The organism is Paenibacillus sp. FSL M7-1414 (assembly GCF_038003195.1).
GTDB lineage: Bacteria > Bacillota > Bacilli > Paenibacillales > Paenibacillaceae > Paenibacillus > Paenibacillus amylolyticus.
On the sequence record NZ_JBBOOS010000001.1, the window covers coordinates 1,167,702 to 1,188,950 of the forward strand.

15 protein-coding genes are annotated in these 21,249 nt (G+C 47.2%); 13 read left to right on the plus strand and 2 right to left on the minus strand.

Annotated elements, in window-relative coordinates; all coding sequences use genetic code 11:
* The first annotated feature begins 121 nt into the window (after window positions 1-121).
* The 5 genes from MHH92_RS05255 (at window position 122) to MHH92_RS05275 (ending at window position 4,267) form a co-directional block, all read left to right on the plus strand.
* Window positions 122-1,063 (plus strand): phosphate/phosphite/phosphonate ABC transporter substrate-binding protein, encoded by a 942-nt coding sequence (locus MHH92_RS05255; protein ID WP_445744701.1) that lies wholly within the window; start codon window positions 122-124, stop codon window positions 1,061-1,063.
* 177 nt (window positions 1,064-1,240) lie between these two features.
* Window positions 1,241-2,038 carry a phosphonate ABC transporter ATP-binding protein gene (phnC, locus tag MHH92_RS05260; protein WP_076253378.1) on the plus strand — a complete coding sequence of 266 codons (798 nt, stop codon included), beginning with the start codon at window positions 1,241-1,243 and terminating at the stop codon, window positions 2,036-2,038.
* Window positions 2,039-2,139: 101 nt separating this feature from the next.
* Window positions 2,140-2,886 carry a phosphonate ABC transporter, permease protein PhnE gene (gene phnE / locus MHH92_RS05265; RefSeq protein ID WP_340907627.1) on the plus strand — a complete coding sequence of 249 codons (747 nt, stop codon included), beginning with the start codon at window positions 2,140-2,142 and terminating at the stop codon, window positions 2,884-2,886.
* Entirely contained in the window at window positions 2,883-3,689 is an 807-nt protein-coding gene (gene phnE, locus MHH92_RS05270; protein ID WP_101314703.1) for a phosphonate ABC transporter, permease protein PhnE, read from the plus strand. The genes phnE (MHH92_RS05265) and phnE (MHH92_RS05270) overlap by 4 nt, the downstream gene beginning before the upstream one ends.
* 317 nt (window positions 3,690-4,006) lie before the next feature.
* Complete coding sequence (locus MHH92_RS05275) at window positions 4,007-4,267, plus strand: hypothetical protein (protein WP_340902441.1); 261 nt, start codon at window positions 4,007-4,009, stop codon at window positions 4,265-4,267.
* A 96-nt stretch (window positions 4,268-4,363) separates the two neighbouring features.
* Here the strand turns inward: MHH92_RS05275 and MHH92_RS05280 are convergent, their stop codons facing one another.
* Entirely contained in the window at window positions 4,364-7,150 is a 2,787-nt protein-coding gene (locus MHH92_RS05280) for a DUF5689 domain-containing protein (RefSeq protein WP_445744702.1), read from the minus strand.
* Window positions 7,151-7,372: 222 nt separating this feature from the next.
* Complete coding sequence (locus MHH92_RS05285; RefSeq protein ID WP_036606312.1) at window positions 7,373-7,849, minus strand: RNA polymerase sigma factor; 477 nt, start codon at window positions 7,847-7,849, stop codon at window positions 7,373-7,375.
* Between the two features lie 216 nt (window positions 7,850-8,065).
* Here MHH92_RS05285 and MHH92_RS05290 point away from each other — a divergent pair, with 216 nt between their 5' ends.
* From MHH92_RS05290 to MHH92_RS05325, 8 genes are all read left to right on the plus strand, one after another.
* Window positions 8,066-8,779: a response regulator transcription factor gene (locus tag MHH92_RS05290; protein ID WP_340902442.1), complete on the plus strand. Its 714-nt coding sequence runs from the start codon at window positions 8,066-8,068 to the stop codon at window positions 8,777-8,779.
* Window positions 8,776-10,242 carry a sensor histidine kinase gene (locus tag MHH92_RS05295; protein ID WP_047841817.1) on the plus strand — a complete coding sequence of 489 codons (1,467 nt, stop codon included), beginning with the start codon at window positions 8,776-8,778 and terminating at the stop codon, window positions 10,240-10,242. The genes MHH92_RS05290 and MHH92_RS05295 overlap by 4 nt, the downstream gene beginning before the upstream one ends.
* A complete protein-coding gene (locus MHH92_RS05300) occupies window positions 10,239-11,402 on the plus strand; it encodes a hypothetical protein (RefSeq protein ID WP_340902444.1) in 1,164 nt (387 codons plus the stop codon). Before MHH92_RS05295 ends, MHH92_RS05300 begins: the two co-directional genes overlap by 4 nt.
* Window positions 11,403-11,622: 220 nt before the next feature.
* Window positions 11,623-12,279 carry an ABC transporter ATP-binding protein gene (locus MHH92_RS05305; protein WP_340902446.1) on the plus strand — a complete coding sequence of 219 codons (657 nt, stop codon included), beginning with the start codon at window positions 11,623-11,625 and terminating at the stop codon, window positions 12,277-12,279.
* A 45-nt stretch (window positions 12,280-12,324) separates the two neighbouring features.
* Window positions 12,325-13,695, plus strand: a complete 1,371-nt coding sequence (locus MHH92_RS05310; protein ID WP_340902448.1) for an ABC transporter permease — start codon at window positions 12,325-12,327, stop codon at window positions 13,693-13,695.
* Between the two features lie 28 nt (window positions 13,696-13,723).
* Window positions 13,724-14,800 carry an efflux RND transporter periplasmic adaptor subunit gene (locus tag MHH92_RS05315; RefSeq protein ID WP_340902449.1) on the plus strand — a complete coding sequence of 359 codons (1,077 nt, stop codon included), beginning with the start codon at window positions 13,724-13,726 and terminating at the stop codon, window positions 14,798-14,800.
* Window positions 14,801-15,371: 571 nt separating this feature from the next.
* Window positions 15,372-17,816, plus strand: coding sequence for a glycoside hydrolase family 6 protein (locus MHH92_RS05320; RefSeq protein WP_200869431.1), 2,445 nt, complete (start codon window positions 15,372-15,374; stop codon window positions 17,814-17,816).
* Between the two features lie 852 nt (window positions 17,817-18,668).
* Window positions 18,669-21,005, plus strand: a complete 2,337-nt coding sequence (locus tag MHH92_RS05325) for a rhamnogalacturonan lyase (RefSeq protein WP_340907629.1) — start codon at window positions 18,669-18,671, stop codon at window positions 21,003-21,005.
* The last annotated feature ends 244 nt before the right edge of the window (window positions 21,006-21,249 follow it).

Sequence of the window (21,249 nt, forward strand, 5' to 3'; positions counted from 1 at the left end):
TTCGTTTCACATCGCGCTAATATTTGGCAACTATAGTAGATAAGTACTGAAAAATAGAAACTCTTTGGAGGGTGTTCGTTTGAAGAAGTCTGCTTTATTTTTACCATTGTTGATTTTGGTTATGTTTCTGAGTGCTTGTGGGTCTAGCAGTAGTACAACAGGTTCGGCTAACGGTGATAATTCGAGTTCCAATGCATCCGGTACGTCTACGGCAGAGACAGAGAAAGCTGTCGAAGGATATGTGCCAACTGAATTGACGGTTCAATTTGTTCCTTCCCAGAACGCAGATACGCTTGAAGCTAAAGCGAAACCGCTGGAGAAGCTGCTTGGTGACAAACTGGGCATTCCGGTAAAAGTCAGCGTATCCACCGACTACAACACAATTATTGAAGCAATGGCTTCCAACAAAGTAGACGTAGGTTTCTTGCCTCCGACAGCTTATGTACTGGCTAAAGAAAAAGGCGCCGCGCAGGTTATTTTGCAAGCACAACGTTTCGGTGTAAATGATGAGACAGGTGCTCCAACCGAAGAGTTGGCAGATTCATATAAATCCATGTTCATTGTGAAAAAAGATTCGCCGATTCAATCCATCGAGGACCTTAAAGGTAAAAAAGTCGCTTACCAAAACGTAACGTCTTCCGCAGGTTATGTATGGCCAGCAGGTCTGTTACTGGACAGAGGCATTGATCCATTAAAAGATGTAACACCTGTAACGTTGAAAGGTCATGACCAAGGTGTTATCGCTGTATTGAACGGTGACGTTGATGCGGCAGCTATTTTTCAAGATGCCCGCAACACGGTAGCTAAAGACTATCCGACTGTATTTGAAGATACACGAGTACTGGCGTTCACTGAGCCTATTCCTAACGATACCATTGCCGTTCGTACAGACATGAATGCAGATTGGACTGCGAAGATCAAACAAGCCTTCATCGATATCGGTAAAGATACTGAAGGTCACCAGATCATCAAAGAAATCTATACGCATGAAGGTTATGTAGAATCCGATGATAGCAAGTTCGAGATCGTTCGTCAGTATGGCGAAAAAGTGAAAGGTGAATAATTCTGATCCAAAAGTAGTTTGGGATCTGTTCACTTTGTAGTAGCTCTCTTGAATGGGAACAGCTTAATCGTAGCAATGGACAGGCCAGTTCAGCGTGATCTACGCTGCGCTGGCTTGTGCCATTATAGCAAGGACTCATGTATGGTTGATCATTATGAATGAAAGAAGGATATTGTCATGATTGAGCTTCATAACGTTACCAAAACTTACGCTAACGGTACCAAGGGCCTGGATAATATTAATCTGAAATTTAAGCAGGGTGAATTCATTGCTGTAGTGGGTCTGTCCGGTGCGGGTAAATCAACGCTCTTACGCTCCATTAACCGACTGCACGACATTAGTGAGGGCGAGATTCTGATTAACGGAAGTTCCATCACGAAGGCACAAGGAAAACGGCTACGCATGATCAGACGTGACATCGGCATGATCTTCCAGAGTTTCAATCTGGTGAAACGATCCAGTGTACTACGTAACGTACTCGCTGGACGCGTTGGATATCATTCCACTATGCGTACCATTATGGGTCGTTTTCCAAAAGAGGATATTGAACTGGCATTCACTGCGCTGGATCGTGTGAATATTTCGGAGAAAGCTTATTCCCGTGCAGATCAGTTGTCTGGTGGACAGCAACAGCGTGTCGCTATTGCTCGTGTACTGGCACAGGAAGCAAAAATCATTCTGGCCGACGAACCGGTTGCTTCACTTGACCCGCTTACAACCAAGCAGGTCATGGATGACCTGAAACGCATCAATCAAGACCTTGGGATTACGACCATCGTCAACCTTCACTTTATTGATCTGGCGAGAGAGTATGCGACCCGTATTGTCGGATTGCGAGCAGGCGAGGTCGTATTTGATGGTCCGGTGGAAGAGGCAACGGATGAGCGCTTTGCAGAAATATACGGCAGACCAATTCTGGCTGACGAATTGTTGGACAAGCAGGCTGTGCATGAGCAGGGAGAAGTTGTGGTATGAAGGGGCAGTCCAACGTTCCACTTCAGAATTCAGGCGGAGTGGGGAAGGAACCTGGTTTCAGCCCGGCTCAGGTTGTGAATCGCCCAAAACCGCCTGGGCGTATGAAACATTTGCTCACCTTAGTGATCATTCTGCTCCTTCTGTGGGCCAGTGCCAAGCAGACGGATGCCAGCTTCACGGAGTTGTTTGAAGGTTTTCCCAACATGTTGGATCTGCTGAAGGAGATGTTTCCGCCCCGGTGGAGTTACTTTGATAATATCGTGCAAGGCATGCTGGAAACGATTCGAATGGCCCTGATTGGGACAACCATTGGTGCGATTATTGCGATTCCGGTCTCGATTATCTGTGCCGGTAACCTGATGCCAAGTCGCTGGATCTACTATCCGGCGCGCTTTCTGCTGAACCTGATTCGGACCGTGCCGGATCTGTTGCTTGCTGCTTTGTTCGTTGCTGTGTTTGGTTTGGGGCCAATCCCCGGAATCTTGGCACTGGCTGTGTTCTCAGTAGGTCTGATTGCGAAGCTGACGTATGAGACGCTGGAAACCATTGATCAGGGACCGCTGGAAGCGATGACGGCTGTTGGTATGAACCGGATTCAGCTCATTGTATATGGCGTGGTGCCGCAACTGGCTGCCCAGTTCACATCCTATGTGCTGTATGCCTTCGAAATTAATATACGTGCCGCTGCCATTCTGGGACTGGTGGGGGCCGGAGGAATTGGACTCTATTACGAGGCCACACTTGGATTCCTGGAGTATGACAAGACCAGCGTAATCATTCTGTTTACCCTTGTCATTGTTCTGGTCATTGATTATGTAAGTACTAAGCTGCGGGAGAAATTGCTATGATGAAAAATGAAACAAGTCGCATCCGGCCTAAACCACGGAAAAACCCGCTACGCTGGGTCATTGTGTTACTGTTAATCCTTATGTATGCCTGGGCGCTTGCCGGTGTACCGTTTACTGGTTTCAAGGAAACTGCCGCTCAGATTATGAAAGCCATTGTAGCCGGAATTTTCTCACCGGACTGGGAGTTTGTATATTTGCCTGAGGGAGAAGACTTGCTGCGCGGACTGCTAGACACGTTGGCAATCTCCGTACTAGGTACTGTAATCTCGGCCGTGCTCTGTATCCCGTTTGCGTTCTGGTCTGCCCGTAACATGAGTGGGCATCGTTCCATCTCGGGTGCAGGTAAAATGGTACTCAGCTTTATCCGCACGTTCCCTGAGATTATCATGGCTTTGTTGTTCATTAAGGCAGTAGGCCCAGGATCGTTCGCAGGGGTACTCGCCCTTGGATTGCACTCCATCGGCATGTTAGGCAAATTATACGCGGATGAAGTTGAAAATATCGACTATGGCCCATCTGAGGCGCTGCTTGCCTCTGGAGCCAATCGCATGCAGCAGTTGTGGTTTGCCATCCTGCCACAGGTTATGCCTGGATTCCTGAACTATACATTGTATCGTTTCGAGATCAATGTACGTTCCGCGACTATCCTGGGTGTAATTGGAGCAGGGGGGATTGGTACACCGCTGATCTTTGCATTAAGTACCCGGAACTGGCCGCGAGTAGGTATTATCCTGCTGGGTATTATCGTGATGATCACGATTATCGACTTGATCTCGGGGTATATTCGTAAGAAGCTGGTGTAGAGTTAATGTGGCGCTACGAAAATATTAGATGACAAATTAAGATTAGTTGAGAGCGGAAGAAGAGAGGGCTATTCGGTGCCAGAATATTGGCAGGGATAGTCTTTTTTTGTGTCTGCAAATAAACAACGGTGCGTTCTTGTTGCTCTGTTAACCGTTGAGGAATAAGAGGATTCCAAGAATATGTTTAAAGATGATTGAATTATTTTCCAAATACATGTAAGATTAATAGGTTTCTATATAAAGGGAATTAAGGATATTAATTAATACTCCTCTTAGATATCCATACAAGAAATGAATTTTTTAAAGGAAGGTGACCTATGGAATTATTTCAATATATATGGATTGGGTTTATGGTACTCCTATTGCTGTACAGAATGATCTTTCAGAAGTTTAAAAAACATAACAGAGAAAATATTGGGCTCAGTGCAATCCTGATCATTTTCACGGGAAGCAGTTATGCGTTTACACAGATGAACTTGATTTTTGTCATCATTGTCATCGCCTTGGCCGCTTGTTCTGCTGTGTGGAACAGTATTCTATTTGTTAGAAATGGATATGAGCCGGAACGTTTGAAATGAATGAAAAAAACCGAAACCATATTGCCCTGTGAATCAGGCAATGTTGGTTTCGGTTTTTTAGTTACTTGGTTAAACGTTAGACTTCTTAGCTGAGACTTAGCTAGCCAAAGGCAAAGCTTTGGTAACTTGAACCGTAATTGTCTCGGTGCTGGTTACGCCTGCGGCGTTGATCAGCTCAGCACGGTACGTATACGTTCCGTTAGCGCGACCGGACAATTCAGTTGTAGCACTTTGGGAAGCTGGTGTTGCCGCGTTCAACGCTTGTGTATCAATCAATACATCATTCTCATAGAGACGGTATTCGGTTGCATTTGTACCCCACCAGAGGTTCATGGATACGTTATAGTTGCCGTCACCATCCCAGTTGTTTTGGGACAACGTAGCTTTGCCTGGAGCGGCATTGGTTACTTGTACCGTCAGCACGTCACTGCGTGTTGTGCCTTTGTCATTGGTCAGCTCGGCTACATAGGTATACGTGCCGTTGGCTTTACCTGTAATAGCTGTTTTGGAAGACTGAGCCGATGGTGAAGCTGCAGTCAACTTCTGTGTATCAATCAGAACGCCGTTCTCATACAGTTTGTACTCAGAACCATTTTCACCCCACCAGAGGTTCATGCTTACGTTGTACGAACCTTCGAACAGGCCAGTGGTATATCCATTATCAGAAGAAAGCACCGGTTTACCCGGTGCTCCTGCAGCTGGAGTGGAAGGCACTTCGCCGCCACCTTGCTCTTCAGCAGGTACAAAATCATTCAAGCTTCTAGGTTTCAATTGATATACATCTTTGAAAATAGCGGAAACGCCTGTGATATCGATTTTGTCACCAGCAGCATAAGGGAAGGCAGTCTCCGTCACACCTGTACGGGTGTCTACACGTATGTGTGTGCTCGTTCCATCTGCTGCTACCGCGTCGAATTCAAAAGATCCAACGGGTGTAGCACTGATGATATTCTCAATCGTTACATTTTTCAATTGAACCAGTTGACCTTGGTTCGCATCTGTAATTGCAGTAACCTCGATTGGAGCAGGTACGGAAGCCGTACCTGTTTTCTCAATCGCAACGATATCGGTAAGCTCGAACTCGCTGTTATAGATGGTTGTTGCTGCTGTTACTTTCACCTTGTCACCTGCATGGAAGCCGCTCGTATGCTGGAATACGTAGATTCCAGCAGTTTCATCTTGAAGATAGAAGGCTTGTCCACCAAATGCACCCGGCTCTGTCGTCACAACACCTTCGATCGTTACGGTAGTGCCAGCAGCTTTGGTGCGTGCTTCAGCAACGGTGATAGCTGCTGGAATCGGTCCTTCTTCTTCCGGAAGCTGTTCTGCTGGCACATTGCCAACAGTCACGGCATTGGTGATCAGGTTGCTGCCATTCAGACGCAGACGCAAGCTGGCAGCGCCAGTTGTACCTGGTTTGATCCGGACGTTCAGATCTTTGATCCCGCGACCTTGGCTGTCCGAGGTTACACTGAATGTGGAGCTATACCCGTACGAAGTTGGCCAAGTACCACTTTCATTCTGGATCATGGCGACCTGTGTTCCGCCAGTCAGATAGATACCGGCACTATAACCGGATACGGTTGTGTTCGGAGCCATGTTCTCCACAACTACACGAATCTGGAAGTCTTCTGCATTTGGAAGAGTATCCTGTTTCACGAAGCTGTATGCAGCGTTCGCACTGGATGCAGGGCCACCATAAGAACCAGCCTTGAACGTGGAACGATCGTACCACTTATATCCGGCAGCAGGTGCGGACCAAGGTTCAGCCTGTGGTTCTGTGGAAGCAGCCGGCTCTTCGAATGGCAACAGCGCTGTAGCTGTGTCCAGTTCAAGTCCGTTCACTTCAGTTAGGCTTGTGTAGTTCTCTTGTGTAGCAAGCCAGTTTACGGTGTTCACGAGCAACACGGCATCATCGGCTTCTTTAAAACCGTCATAAGTTGTTTTGCGTGTGCCTGTCTCTTCACGCAAGTATTTTGGTGATGCATCTTCTACTGGAGAGGAGTCACCGATGAAGGCAGCTTTACCTGCGCCCAGCTTGGATACAGCCACGTAAGGACCTTCTTCAATCCCGCCACCGTTGTAGACACCTTGGTCTACCGCATTATTCCATTTAGCATTGGTTTTAGGCAGGTATACAATACCTTTTGCTTTTTCCGGATCGGTGATTGCAAGTGTTGAACCGGCGTGCATGGCTACAGCCGATACGCCTTCTGTGATGCCGAAGGCTTGATCTGCCGGTACGACGATATTGGCGTTGATATCGCCAAGTGCGTTATAGCGGAAACGTACGCCGAAGTTATCGGACAACCAGTCCGAGCCGGTTACATTTTGCATCGCTTCAGAATTACGCTCATCGGTGCTCATACCTTTGGCCGGATCTTCGAATGCTCCCCGACGATAGCCGTTGATGACTTCAGAGCCATCCCAGCGGTTTTTATTACGGTCTGCATTATAGTGATCTCCAACAAAGAAGATGCTGCCGCCCGTTTCAACATATTGTTTCAGTGCTGCTTGTTCGGATGTTTTGAAAGGAATTTGAGGCTCTGCAATAACGAATACGTTATACTCTTTCAGATCATCATAGGTAAATGGAGTTGTCTTGCGAAGTTCTTTGACATAGTAACCATCATTCGCGAGTGCATTGCCGAAGTCGGAGAAACCTCCATCAATGACCCAGTCTGCAGCTCCAGCCGTTTGGCCGTGAGAGTTGTCGAACAATACTTTTTTACCTGCATTTTGGTTCACAACCTTTGCCTGGATGAACGGTGCCGGGTCTGTCGGTCCTTCCGCATGAACCGATGCATCTCCGTTCCATAATCCGACCTGAAGCGGCAAAGCCATGGACAATGCCAGGAGTGATTTTAAAAATACTCCTCGCATACCTGTTAATTTACCCAACCAAATCCCTCCCAAATATTAGTTGATTCATGAGTTCGTCCATATTCTACCACATGAAAATCTCACATAGTCATAACAATTTGTAAAAATTAACTCGATATTTGTAAAATTGGGTCTTTTGACATATCCATAGGTATTTCGGTCCCGTCATAATCCATCCAATTCTGCGTGCATATTGATTTTACGCAAATAAAAAGCCATCTCTTATGAGATGACTTTGGCCCGAATTCGATTGACGGCATGGAAGACAGAGGATTTAATCATGCCTTCACTGCGATTCACCAGCTCTGCCGTTTCCTTAATGGAGTATCCATGGATGAGGCGAAGTTCTAATATTTTACGATGTTCGGTGTTGTTAATATGGGAAACAAGATCATGAACACCTTCGCTAATTTCAAGGTGGGATGTATCGACGTGATGGGTAGGTACCTCCAGACGGCTGTCTCGTCTGAGTGTACGGGTCCGCCTGCGGAAGCTGTCCATCGCCAGGTTACGGGCAATGCGTTTGAGATAATAGAGAATGCGATCTTCAGGGATATCCACGGTAACGTTCATTAGTCGAATGAAACAATCCTGTGCCAGATCTTCTGCATCTTGCGGTTGTTTGACGATATGGGATAGATACCTTGTGATTTCTGATTTATAGTTGATATAAGCATCATTAATTTGTGTGCTGTTCATATGATGTGAATCCCCCTTGGATACAGATCAGGCTTGGGTCCGGTCTGGTATGAGTCTCTTTATGATCCAAGTATATCGGGAGGTTGTTTCCAAAAGGTTCAGAGTTGTATCGGAGTTGTAACATTTCGTGCTTCCCTCTATTCAAGCATACGGCTTGGGATACAAAATATAGGCAGATGAAGGAAATTCATAGAGCAGGGAGATTACGAAAGTATCATGAGACAAAAAGAGATTTTAATTATTGAGGACGAGGAGTCCATTCGCGATATTTTGTCCTATTCGTTACGTAAGGAAGGATTTGAGATCAAGGAAGCAGCTACGGGAAAAGAGGGTCTGGGTCTGCTTCGGGATTCGAAGCCGGATCTGATCCTGCTGGATCTGATGCTGCCAGATATGAGCGGTTTTGATGTGTGCAGGCAACTATCTGTGAACTCCAAGATACCTGTCATCATGATCACTGCGAAGTCGGACATGCTGGACAAGGTACTTGGCATGGAGCTTGGGGCGGATGACTATATCACGAAGCCTTTTGATATCCGTGAGGTGGTTGCGCGCATTCGGGCGATTTTTCGCCGGATTGATCTGATCAGCGAGACACTGGAGAATCAGTCCTATGAGGTGGTAAGGCTAGGCAAACATATTGAGATTCGCAAGGATGAACGGGAAGTGTGGAAAGACGGGGAACGGGCAGGACTCACGAATAAAGAATATGATCTGTTGTTATTTCTCGTGACCCATCATCGTAAGGTTCATACACGTTCTGAACTGCTGGACAAGGTATGGGGATTTGATTTTGCAGGGGATACCCGAACGGTGGATATTCATGTGCAACGGATTCGCAAGAAACTGGATAGTGGTGTGCAAGGCATTTCGATGATTGAAACGATATTCGGTGTGGGGTACAAGCTGAATATTCAGGTACAGACATGAAGTGGACGATCCAGTTCAAAATGGTGGTGCTATTCTCGGTCATTGTCTTTATCGGATTCTCCGTCCTGCTGATTCTGTCCAATAAGGTAGCTCAGGAGAATATGTACCGGGAAGTGCATGAGGATATGGTGCAATCCAAAAGAAATCTGGACATCGCGCTGAATCAGTACTTTCTGATACATAACAAACGCATGAGCAGAGACTCGCTCGAAGCAGGGAGTCGCGAGCTCGCGGAGCAGATTGGATCAGCCGTTGGTGGGGAGATTATAGTATATCGCCCCGATGCTTCGCCATACGAATCTGTTGGCAGCGAGGTTAACGTTGCTAAGCGGTCTGACCATCCTGATGTGGAGGAAGCCGTACATTCCCGAATTGCTTACACCACAGTTGTGGATAAGGGTCGGGTCACAGCCAGTCTGTCCTTCCCTCTCCAGATGGATCAACAATTGATTGGAATCGTACAGATGAAGAAGGATTACACCGACTTGTACAAACGCAATCTCCGGTTCCAGAATACGATCAAGCTGTTTGCAGCGGTTATTTTCGTATTTGTATTTATCGCATCCATCTTTATTTCCCGGAAAATTACACAACCCATCCGTGTACTCACGAAACGTTCTGCGGAAGTGGCCCAAGGAAGTCTGAATGCGGACATTCAGATTACAACCAAGGATGAGATCGGTGAACTGGCTTCAAGCTTCACCGTCATGATTAATCGGGTTCGGGAGCAGATTGATGTGATTGAGCGAGAGCGGGACGAAGTGAAGCAAGTACAGGCCAGAAGCAAAGTCTTTTTTGACAATGTGACACATGAATTGAAGACACCCTTAACGACGATTCTGGGATACGCCCAGATTTTACGGGATAACGGATTTACCGACCAGGACTTTTTTGACAAGGGCATGAATTATATCATCAAGGAAAGCCAGCGTCTCAACACCATGGTTGCGGATATTCTGGAGGTCTCGGTCTCCTCTGCGGTCATTCAGGCATACCGGTTCGAACGTATCGATATATCAGATATTATTCGTGAAGCTTGTGAGGACATGTCGATTAAGGCGAGCAAGTACAATATAGGCATTCACTATGAGCTAGAGGAACATCAGTATCTACAGGGAGATCGGGATAAGTTGAAAGAGGTCTTCCTCAACATCCTGGATAATTCGGTCAAGTACAGTGATGTGAACTCCATTATCGAAGTACAATCCTTCCGGTTAGGTGATTCTATCGCTATTGTGATCCGTGATCAGGGGGAAGGAATCGGTGCTGAAGCGCTCCAACATGTATTTGAACCCTTTTACCAGGATAAAGGAATCAACAGGGCCGAGAAAGGCAGTGCCGGGCTGGGTTTATCTATTGTGAAGAACATCGTTGAGCGTCATGGAGGAACAGTGGAGATGAAGAGCATCATGCGGGAAGGGACACAAGTGAATATCAGTCTTCCGGGGGAAATGAACGCATGAGACATCCTGGATTTTGGCGTAAAAATCGTGACAGATTGATGCTGTCAGGGTTGTTGATCGCATTTGTCAGCGGGATTTTTGGGATTGGGAGCCTGTTCAGTCTCGGAAATCTCAAACCAAGAACGGTGATTTTGCCAAGTGAGCAGTTCAACAGCCGTCTGGCACCACCACCGAGCAGTACGATTCAGATCGAGTCGGCTACCAAGATTCCAAATGATTTTGCGATCTTTGATTTTGAAGTGTTAGACCGGAATACGATTATATTTAATCAACCGGAATTTTCCTATTCAGGGCTCAAACTGTCTCTCCTGCATCTGGATGATAAAGAAGTGAAGAACATTGCGGCTAATACGGATTACGGCGTAACGATCAGCCCGGATCACAAGAAAATCATTTACTCCCAGTATCGGGCAGGTCAGACGCAGAAGACAACGTATGAGTATATGATACAGAGCGGGGAACGTCGCAAGCTTCCGTATGACAACTCGTATTATCGAGTGTTTGTAGGGAACGAATCCTACATCGGTCAGGATGATCTGTTATTTAAACAAGTTGATCTGAGCCAGGGGACGAGTCATGTCATCTACACGTATGAAGAGCTGATGAGCATGTTCACAGGACCAAAACAAGGGAAAGGTTCGAGTGATACGTTTATCGTTATGGATGTGTTGCAGGTCAGTGAGGATCACCAGCAATTTTATATACTGGTGATGCTGAAAGACAATTATGCCATCTATCGTGTATCGCTTGAGGATGAGCATGAAGTGAAGGCGTATGCTGCAATGGAGGATATTCAACAGTACAAGTTGCTGAAAAATGGTGACATGCTCATCCAGGGAACGATGAATAAGGTACAGGGGCTGTATCGGTATCATGCAGCAGAGGAGCAGTATGATCTGTTATTACAAGGTTCGATCTGGAGTTTCGATCTGGATGCAGATGAATCCCGAATAGCTTACTTTTTCCCGATGGACAGTCAGAATCAGAAAAATGAGTTGCATGTTGCCTACCTGAATGACAGCAAGATTTCGTCGGATACGGTGATCTATCGCAATATTGATAACTTCATCAGTCTGAAATGGAATGACGATGAATTATTTGCTGTGAGCAGCTCAGTGGATAAAAGTGAAATGTACCGCTTTAGTTTCAGAGCCTGGTAAGCTGCGGAAGGTATACGAATATAAGACCTTGGTCTGATGGAGCTGGCGATATCTGCTCTGTGGACAAGGTCTTTTTTTGTTATGACATGTTACAAGTTGGATACAACTCCGGCCAGCCCGGATACATCTCCACCCTATAATGAAAAGGGAATGTGCTACGCGAATCTTTACGTAACAACCTCTGTACATATTTAGCAAGTAGAAAGGAAGAAATGCAGTAATGCTTCAAGTTGAACAATTATCCCACTCGTTCCGCAATGGCCAGGGAACTGTGCCGGTGCTTCAGGATATCAATCTGACGATTGGAGAAGGCAAGATGGTAGCCCTGCTGGGCAGTTCTGGTTCGGGTAAATCCACACTGCTGAATCTGATGGCAGGGCTGATGAAACCGGATCAGGGCAAGATTCTAATTGCGGGACAAGATATTGTACGTTTCAGTGAGAATCGCCTGGCTGAGTTCAGGCGCAGTCATATCGGGTTTATTTTTCAATCCTATGAACTGCTGTCCAATCTTACGATCCGGGAAAATGTAGAATTACCCTTGGTGTTTATGGGGATAAGCCCTTCGAAACGCAAAGCAAAAGCATTGAAGCTGCTGGAACAGGTTGGATTGGGTGAAAAAACAAAATTGTTCCCGTCCCAGTTGTCGGGCGGTCAACAACAACGTGTCAGTATTGCACGTTCGCTCATTACTGAACCCTCGGTGATCTTTGCAGATGAGCCTACCGGGAATCTGGATACTGAGACGGAGGAAGAGATTATTGCGATTTTGCAGCAGCTTAACCGGGATATGAATACAACCTTTGTCATTGTGACACATGAAGCAGAGGTCGCGGAGCAGATGCAAGTTGTGCTTACACTGCAACATGGAATATAGGTTGAAGAAGCTGTAAGGGAAGTTTGAGGCAAAAGGAGAGGAAATGTGAGAATACGGGATGTAGCACGTATGGCCTGGGGACAGATCATTCGCAGAAAAATGGTCACACTGCTGTGCATGATGGGGCTGTCCATCGGCTCTGCCGCCATGATCATTGCACTTAGCGTGGGGCAGTCCGTACAGACCTATAGCGAGAAAACATTGAACGACAATTACAAGATGGATGAAATCACGATTACGCCCAATGAAGGCATACGTACTGGGAACGGTAAGGGGAATGGTCAGACATCGAAGTTTGAACGGGGAGCATTGACGTTGGAAAAGATTCAGATTATCCAAAGACTTCCTCATGTTGTTGCTGTGGCTCCCATGTTAAAGCTGGAGTCGCTGGAAATGGTGCTTCCGGATGGTCGCAGCACGTATGTTGAGGTCATTGGTACTCAGCTGGAGACCCTGGGCGGGTTTGGATACAAGTATGCTGAGGGACGTGGGGCAGAGGATGGTCGTATGGCGGTAACCAGTTATGGGGCTGCATTTGGACTCGTGGACCCCAAAGTAACTCAGAAGTTATTTGAGCAGTTGAATGCTGATCCATATAACAATGAGCTTTTGGAGCAGTTTACGGAAATGTCTGCGAAGCAGGATCAGTTGGTGCAGCAGCGTATTCAGTTTCGATATGAAGATTATGCGAATGCGAGTAAAACCAAAATGAGTGGTTCTATACGCGTGTCTGGAGAACTGATGAAGCCTTCCAACATGGATGATATGAGCGCTCAAAACGATAAAAAAGTATATCTGCCGCTCGATACAGCTCGTGCATTGCAGGATGAGCTTGGATTACAGCAGGCCGACAGCAGTGCGGCCAAGCATCTTAACTCAGCTCTGGTCAAGGTTGAGGACAAACGTTATGTATCCCAGGTGGAAGAACAGATTAAAAAGCTGACGTTAAACACACAGAGTAATCTGTTCCAAGAGGAAGCGATGGCAGGTCAATTGGCGATGTACCAAAAAGCGGCATTGGGGATCGGTGGTTTTATCATGTTGCTGGCCTCATTATCCATTATTGTAGCGATGATTATGTCTACGCATCAGCGTCGTAAACAGATTGGTGTGATGAAGGTGCTGGGTGCAAATCTGTGGCAGATCCGTCAGATGTTTATTTCGGAAGCAGCGATGCTTGGATTAATGGGCGGCGTGGCTGGTGTGGGGATCGCCTTTGCTGCCCTCGGCGGGGTGAACAGTCTGCTGGCGAGTCAGATGGCAGATCAGATGAATGGTCCGATGACCGTCGTTATTCAGCAGTCGGCTCTGCCACTTGGCATCGTTTTTGCTATTCTGGTTGGCATTGTATCAGGTATATATCCGGCAATCAGCGCATCTCGGACCAATGCATTAACTGTGATCAAATCAATGTAATTTTATTAGCGAAAGGGAAATTGGGCACATGAAGAAATGGATTAAAATTATCATCACCGTTGTACTTTTCGCAGGTGCAGGGTACTGGCTGTATGAAAAGTACAAGCCAAAACCGGAGGCGCCTATAGAGATTCCACCCCCGATTACCTTTGATGTGACACAGGAAACGATGACGCAAACGATACAGGTGAAAGGGAAATCCGTATACACCGATCAGACGGATATCTTCGCTCCGTATGCTTCCAACATCAAGCAGTGGCACGTGAAAAGTGGTGAGCAGGTGAGCAAAGGCGATATCCTGTTTACCCTCGATACTTCCACGTTACAAACGGAAGTAGAACAGTTGCAGAGTGACCTGGAGAAAGCTCAGCTGGAAAATAAGATGAATCAGGTTACCCTGGATCAGGCGAATATGAGTGAGTCCCTTGGCGTGACGGAAGAGGAGCGCAAGAAGGCATTTGCAGATCGGGAAGGTAAACGCCTGACGAATGAATTGAATCAAAAAGCGTTGGTCCTCAAGGAGAAGGAGATACAGAAAAAGCAGGCAGTAATAAGTAAGTCTGTTGTGTATGCTTCCGCTTCCGGTATATTTCAGATGAATGAAGAGGATAGCAAGACACGTGCGGTGACGGAAGGACAGCTGATCGGGTCCATTACAAACATCAGCAAACTGAAATTCATGACGATTGTTGGTGAGGAAGAAATGTTCAGGCTCAAGGTGGGCATGCCAGTTAAGGTACGAATGACTGCGCAGAAAGACCTGCAATTCACCGGGAAGGTAAGTAAGGTGTCCAAATTCGCCCGCAAGAGTACCGATGCGGACCTCAAGCAAGCTTCACAGTTTGACGTGGTCATTGATCTGAAGCCGGATGCCAGAATGTATGGAGGCGTGAGTCTGGAAGGCGATATCGAGACGATGCGGAAGGATAAAGTGACGGTAGTGTCCAGTCTCGCGATCATGCGGGATCAGACCGAGCCTTACGTACTGTTAGACAAAGGCAATGGACAGACCGAGCCGCTGACGATCCAGGCTGGAATGGAATCGGGGGACAAGACGGAAGTAGTTAGCGGGTTGAAACCGGGAGACATTGTCGTTTTGCCCTAGATGTAGGAATATAAGAACGAGACATTATATGTAGTGACTAGCTAGACGAGAGGGTTAATTCGGCATTGTAAAACACGAGGTTCATTGTGGCAGATTGCCAGGATGGACCTCGTGTGTCTTTTGGAGCAAGGGATGTCCAGATTCCTGCCTGAATTATGGAAAAAAATATAATTAAATTTATATAATTCAATTTACAGTAAAATTTACATGTCGTATAATCAGAACATAAGGAGGTGACACCGAACATCATGTTTGTAGATGAATAGGAGAAGGCCTTTTTTTTAACTATTTGAAGAAAGCGCTTACCCAATTTAGGATTCAGACATCCCATAAGTCGTTTTTCACACTTCTTCATGTTTAACACACGTTCAACCACACCCACCATATTATACTCATTCACATGATTTGCCCTCACACACCATTTGTTTGCTCAAGATTCCAGTGATACAACCATTTCTTTTGGAGGTGATACAACCAACTCATCCGAACGTTCTCTTCGTGCTAAGCATCATAATGACACAGAGGATCAGACATGAGTACAACCCAATCTAACTAAAGGAAAGGTGGAACTATGAAGACTAAATTGAAAACCAAATCGAGAGGTAAGAAGATCCTGCGCAAAGGTGTAAAACAAATGCTTGCAGCAACGCTGCTCGCTGCGGGGATTTTCCCTGGACTGTCTCCAGGCTTGACTCAGGCGGCTGAAGCACATGTGGATAATCCATTTGTAGGGGCAACCGCTTATCTGAACGAGGACTATTCAGCTCTCGTGGATACGTCCATTGCACTGACCAACGATGCGTCGTTGAAGGCCAAGATGGAGACGGTCAAATCGTATCCAACCGCAGTATGGGTTGACCGGATTGCTGCAATCTATGGCGGTACGGACAACGCTGGTCGCAAAAGTGTAGAGCAACATCTTGATGCCGTTCTCGCTCAAAAGAAACCGGGTACGCCTATAACGGCTTCATTTGTTATCTATAACTTGCCTGGACGTGATTGTCATGCACTCGCATCGAATGGTGAACTTCCACTAACACAGGCAGCACTGCAGACATATAAAACGGATTATATTGATGTGCTCGCAGATATCTTCGCAGATCCGAAGTATCAGGATATTCGTATTATTGCTGTCATTGAACCGGACAGTCTGCCTAACCTTGTGACCAACCTGAGTACACCAGCTTGTGGTCAAGCCAGCTCAACAGGTATCTATGAGGCGGGTGTGAAGTATGCATTGGACAAGCTGCACGCCATTCCAAATGTGTACAACTATCTGGATATCGGCCACTCCGGCTGGCTTGGATGGGATAACAACCGTTCTGCAGCAGTCGCGCTGTATACAAGTGTTGTGCAAGGGACAGCCGCAGGTCTGAGCAGTGCAGATGGTTTCATTACAAATACAGCGAACACTACACCGCTGGGGGAGCCGAACCTGTCTAACCCTGATCTCAATATCGGTGGACAACCGATTAAATCTGCCAAGTTTTATGAGTGGAATCCTTATTTTGACGAAACCGATTTCACTGCTGCGCTGTATGCCGATTTCGTACAAGCTGGCTGGCCAAGCAGCACAGGTTTCCTGATTGATACTAGCCGGAATGGGTGGGGCGGGGTAGACCGTCCAGCATCTGCTACGGGCAGCAACATCAACGATTATGTGAACTCTGGACGTGTAGATCGCCGGGAGCATCGGGGGAACTGGTGTAATGCCAGTGGCGCAGGTATTGGTGAAGCACCTAAGGCTGCACCAGGACCAGCGCATCTGGATGCTTATGTATGGGTGAAACCTCCGGGTGAATCCGATGGCTCCAGCTCCGAAATTCCGAATAACGAAGGCAAAGGTTTTGACCGGATGTGTGATCCAACCTTCACAACTCGGGATGGTGTATTAACAGGTGCGTTGCCTAATGCTCCGGTATCGGGTCACTGGTTCCATGATCAATTTGTGGCACTGGTGAAAAACGCATTCCCTGTACTGCCTGCAAGTAACGGTGGAGGCAACCCTCCGGGCGGAACAACAGCTCCGGCAGCACCAGCAGCATTGACAGCTTCTGCCGGTAACGCTCAAGTCTCCTTGACGTGGACTGCTTCTACAGGGGCTACAAGTTATAGTGTGAAGCGGGCACTGAGTGCATCAGGTCCATTCACAACAGTTGCAGCTAATGTAAGTGGAACATCTTACAGCAACACCGGCCTGATCAATGGTACAACCTATTATTATGTGGTAACGGCAACAAATGCAGTAGGTGAAAGTGTTAACTCTGCAACAGCAACAGCTACACCTGTTGCAGGTGTAACGGCGCCAGCTGCACCGACTGCTCTCACAGCAACTGCAGGCAATGCGCAGGTGAGCCTGACGTGGACAGCTTCTACAGGTGCAACAAGTTATGATGTGAAACGCGCACTGAGTGCAACAGGTCCGTTCACAACGATCGCGGCGAATGTGAGTGGTACGTCCTACACCAACACTGCCCTGACGAACGGCACAACGTATCATTATGTGGTAAGTGCAGTGAATGCAGCAGGGCAAAGTGCCAATTCCGCTGTAGCTTCCGCGACACCTCAAAGTGTCGTTGTACCAACGAGTGATCTTGTCGTGCAATATCGTGCTGGAGATACCAATGCTCAAGATAGCCAGATCAAACCGTATTTCAACATCAAAAACTTGGGCAGTACTGCTGTGAATCTGAGTGATCTGAAGATCCGTTATTACTTCTCCAAAGAAGGCTCGGCTGCGATGGATTCGGCCATCGATTACGCTCAAGTTGGCGGAGCCAATATCCAGCGGACCTTCACAGACTCGTATGTTGAGCTGAGCTTCACATCTGCCGCTGGCAGCATTCAGGCTGGTGGACAGACTGGAGACATCCAGCTTCGCATGTACAAAACAGACTGGTCCAACTTTGACGAGACTAATGACTATTCCTTCGATCCAACGAAAACATCCTACCAGGATTGGAACAAGGTAACACTCCACCAAGGTGGAAACCTGGTATGGGGTATTGAGCCTTAAACTTTATTTGTAACTGTCTTAACCGCGATCCTCAGTGTGTTAGAGGATTGCGGTTTTTTGCTATGCATTCAAGAGTCATTCTAGATTGAAGTTCTCACATGAAAATGTATTTAGAATCGTTTGGAGATCCGTAATTAGGATGTGAGAGCGGATGTATTAAGCTGGGCTGTCCTCTGGTCATGAAAATGATCAGGGGGAGGGGGCAGCCCTATTTCTTTTCTAACGAACAGAGGGCACGTTATTTAGTTGAATTGATGCATTTGAAAATTCTAACGAATCGTAGACACGCTATTCAGTTAATTTGGGTGGATTTTGCCCCGTTTAGACCCGATTTGGTCCAAATAAGGTTGCTGAGATTCGTTAGGATTCGTTGTTGGAGTTTAACGCCCCAATAGGGTGTGTGAGATTCGTTAGAAAAAACTTGGCGGTGAGCTTAAATCACCTTTCCGACTGAAGCGTCATCGGGTTGATTTTCCAAATGACTCTAAAAACACTGATTATTGATCGTTTTGGACGGATATTTGCCTAGGGTCTGGCAGGCAGGATGTCTATAATAGAACCCGATGGGCGGGATCACCCCGCTCGGATTGGAAAGAGAATGGAAGGGGGATCGCACTCTGGTAGTCGGGCAAGCTGATTTCTCTTTTTTAATTTTGTAAGCGTAATCATTATGGCGAGTCTGGTCCGTCGAAGAAGGTCTGTACGAATGATCGAACGTCTAATCATCATCGATGTGTATATGCGTCACCTATTCTGTCTCAAGGAGCGTGAAGGTGGATGAACTCAGGAACAACAGTGCCGGTACATAAGGGATCGGTGTCAGGTCGGCAATCAGGCCGCAGGAAGGCACGTATGCCACTTGCAGCCAAGGTGCTCTCTTCGGCACTCAGCGTAGCTTTGTTTGTTGGGGGAACAGCGGGGATTACCGGAGCAGAAGCTTCGAACGGTAGTGGGGCGACGGAGGCCAGCCTGCAATCACATAAGGGGGGCAGTCACGTGAAAGAGATTCAACTGGAATATCTGGATCGGGGACTGGTGGCTGCATCGACATCTGAAGGTGTTTTTCTCAGTTGGAGATTGCTTGGTGACGAGGCCACAGGGTATAGCGACAAAGGGCTGACAGGTACGGACTTTAACGTCTATCGTGATGGCAAAAAGATCGCTACCGTCACCGACAGCACCAACTATGTAGATGCCGCGGGCAAATCTTCTTCCCGTTATGAAGTGGCAGCGGTGAACAAGAAGGGGAAGGAGAGCAAACGCAGTGCATCCGTCAAACCTTGGGCGAACGGGTATGTGGACATTCCACTGCAAAAACCCGCCGATGGTGTGACGCCTGCGGGAGAAGCTTATACGTATTCCGCCAATGACATGAGTGTGGGTGATGTGGACGGGGATGGTCAGTATGAGTTTTTCGTCAAATGGGACCCTTCCAACGCCAAGGACGTATCGCAAAAAGGGTACACCGGTAAAACCTACATTGATGCTTACACCCTGGACGGTCAGTTGTTGTACCGGATCGATCTTGGGGTCAATATCCGTGCAGGTGCTCATTATACACAGATGCTCGTTTACGATTTTGACGGGGATGGCAAGGCCGAGATGATGTTCAAGACCGCTCCGGGTACGAAGATTATCAAATATAACAAAAAAGGAAAAGTAACCTCCGAGAAGTACATCACGCTTCCGAAGCAGGATCGCAAGGCAGGGTACTCGAACGAAGATGATTATCGTTTAAGTGCGGATGGTTACTACGATCACGTGGTGGATATGTTCAGAAACTGGCATAAACACGATGAGGTTGTGAAGGGGAACTGGCCTGCGACATTGGAAGAAGCTTTTGGAATTGAGAAAAAATATAACTACCCATTATCTCAGCAAGATGCCGAGAGCCTGGCCGACTATTTCATTGATGTGTACGCAGTAGAACGCAGTAACCGCAATGAGCTGCGCAAGTTCGAAGGTTTTATTGTGGATGGTCCTGAGTATGTTACGGTATTTGAAGGCAAATCAGGCAAAGAGCTGGAGACCATTCCATATGAACCCGAGCGTCATGATGATGGCCTGATGTGGGGCGATTATGCGATGGCACGGATCGAACCGGGCAATCGAGTGGACCGTTTCCTAGCCGGAGTGGCTTATCTGGACGGCAAGAAGCCGTCTGCAATCTTTGCACGCGGATACTATACACGTTCAACGATGGTTGCCTACAATTGGGACGGCAAGAAACTGAAAAAGGAATGGAAAGTGGACAGCGGTTGGACGCCGATGAAGAACCCATTCAATGACGGACCGCACGGCGTAGATGGTACAGATCCGCAGTACGGCTCCATTACAACTCAGGGAGCGCACTATTTCAGTATGGCGGATGTGGATGGTGACGGCAAACAGGAGATTATCTATGGCTCCGCCACGATTGATCATGACGGCAGCGTGCTATACAGCTCAACAGACCTGATGCCTGCCGAAAGTGCTGCACCGGGAACCATTGCCCGTCTGGGTCATGGGGACGCACTTCATGTGGCAGATATCGACCCGGATCGTCCGGGACTTGAAATTTTCATGGTTCACGAGGGTGGTCCGTGGGCGCCATACGGCTACTCCCTGCGTGATGCGAAGACCGGAGAAGTAATCTATGGTGGGTACACGGGGAAAGATACCGGTCGCGGCATGGTGGGTGATGTTGATCCGACTCGCCGTGGGCTGGAGACATGGGCTGTAGGTTTGTGGACAGCTAAGGGTGAGAAAATCAGTGATCAGGCGCCGGGCACAAATATGAATATCCGCTGGGCTGGTGATATGACGACACAGATCGTTGATGGTGCGATTGATGTTACACCAACCATCAAAGACTGGAATCGTGGCACGTTGCTGACGGCAACAGGCACATTGACTAACAATCACACCAAAGGTACACCTTCTCTTGTAGCTGATATCTTCGGGGATTGGCGGGAAGAGATGCTGGTGAGAACCACGGACAGTTCCGCGATTCGTATCTATCTGAGTACCGAGAAAACGGACCGTAAGCTGTACACGCTGATGCATGATGCGATGTATCGTGTGGGCATTGCCGGACAGAACAGTGGATACAACCAGCCTTCCTATCCGTCCTTCTACATGGCATCGGATATGGACTGGTCCAAAGTAACGCTGCCTAAGTTCTACACGCCAGGTAAGGGAGGAAAGTAAGCAGGCCGGAGTAATAATAGCTAACAATAGCAACATAACATGTGTTCATGATCAGGCTGTAACGTAACGTAGCGTCGTTAGTTTTAAGCGTTGGCATCGAAGCTTGGAAGCTCTGGAATTCCCATGTGTCTCGTCACATGGAGGTTTCAGAGCTTTTTTTACATTAGGATCTGCGGGTAGAGGTTGGCGTGATTCAATCCATCCGTGTTACATCATTCTTTTTCATATGTTAAGTCTAAATAAG

Excerpts from the sequence above, each read along its gene's own strand:
- MHH92_RS05255 (WP_445744701.1), top strand. The coding sequence starts at position 122 with ATGTTTCTGAGTGCTTGTGGGTCTAGCAGTAGTACAACAGGTTCGGCT.
- phnC (WP_076253378.1), top strand. The coding sequence starts at position 1,241 with ATGATTGAGCTTCATAACGTTACCAAAACTTACGCTAACGGTACCAAG.
- phnE (WP_340907627.1), top strand. The coding sequence starts at position 2,140 with ATGAAACATTTGCTCACCTTAGTGATCATTCTGCTCCTTCTGTGGGCC.
- phnE (WP_101314703.1), top strand. The coding sequence starts at position 2,883 with ATGATGAAAAATGAAACAAGTCGCATCCGGCCTAAACCACGGAAAAAC.
- MHH92_RS05275 (WP_340902441.1), top strand. The coding sequence starts at position 4,007 with ATGGAATTATTTCAATATATATGGATTGGGTTTATGGTACTCCTATTG.
- MHH92_RS05280 (WP_445744702.1), bottom strand. The coding sequence starts at position 7,150 with ATGCGAGGAGTATTTTTAAAATCACTCCTGGCATTGTCCATGGCTTTG.
- MHH92_RS05285 (WP_036606312.1), bottom strand. The coding sequence starts at position 7,849 with ATGAACAGCACACAAATTAATGATGCTTATATCAACTATAAATCAGAA.
- MHH92_RS05290 (WP_340902442.1), top strand. The coding sequence starts at position 8,066 with ATGAGACAAAAAGAGATTTTAATTATTGAGGACGAGGAGTCCATTCGC.
- MHH92_RS05295 (WP_047841817.1), top strand. The coding sequence starts at position 8,776 with ATGAAGTGGACGATCCAGTTCAAAATGGTGGTGCTATTCTCGGTCATT.
- MHH92_RS05300 (WP_340902444.1), top strand. The coding sequence starts at position 10,239 with ATGAGACATCCTGGATTTTGGCGTAAAAATCGTGACAGATTGATGCTG.
- MHH92_RS05305 (WP_340902446.1), top strand. The coding sequence starts at position 11,623 with ATGCTTCAAGTTGAACAATTATCCCACTCGTTCCGCAATGGCCAGGGA.
- MHH92_RS05315 (WP_340902449.1), top strand. The coding sequence starts at position 13,724 with ATGAAGAAATGGATTAAAATTATCATCACCGTTGTACTTTTCGCAGGT.
- MHH92_RS05320 (WP_200869431.1), top strand. The coding sequence starts at position 15,372 with ATGAAGACTAAATTGAAAACCAAATCGAGAGGTAAGAAGATCCTGCGC.
- MHH92_RS05325 (WP_340907629.1), top strand. The coding sequence starts at position 18,669 with ATGCCACTTGCAGCCAAGGTGCTCTCTTCGGCACTCAGCGTAGCTTTG.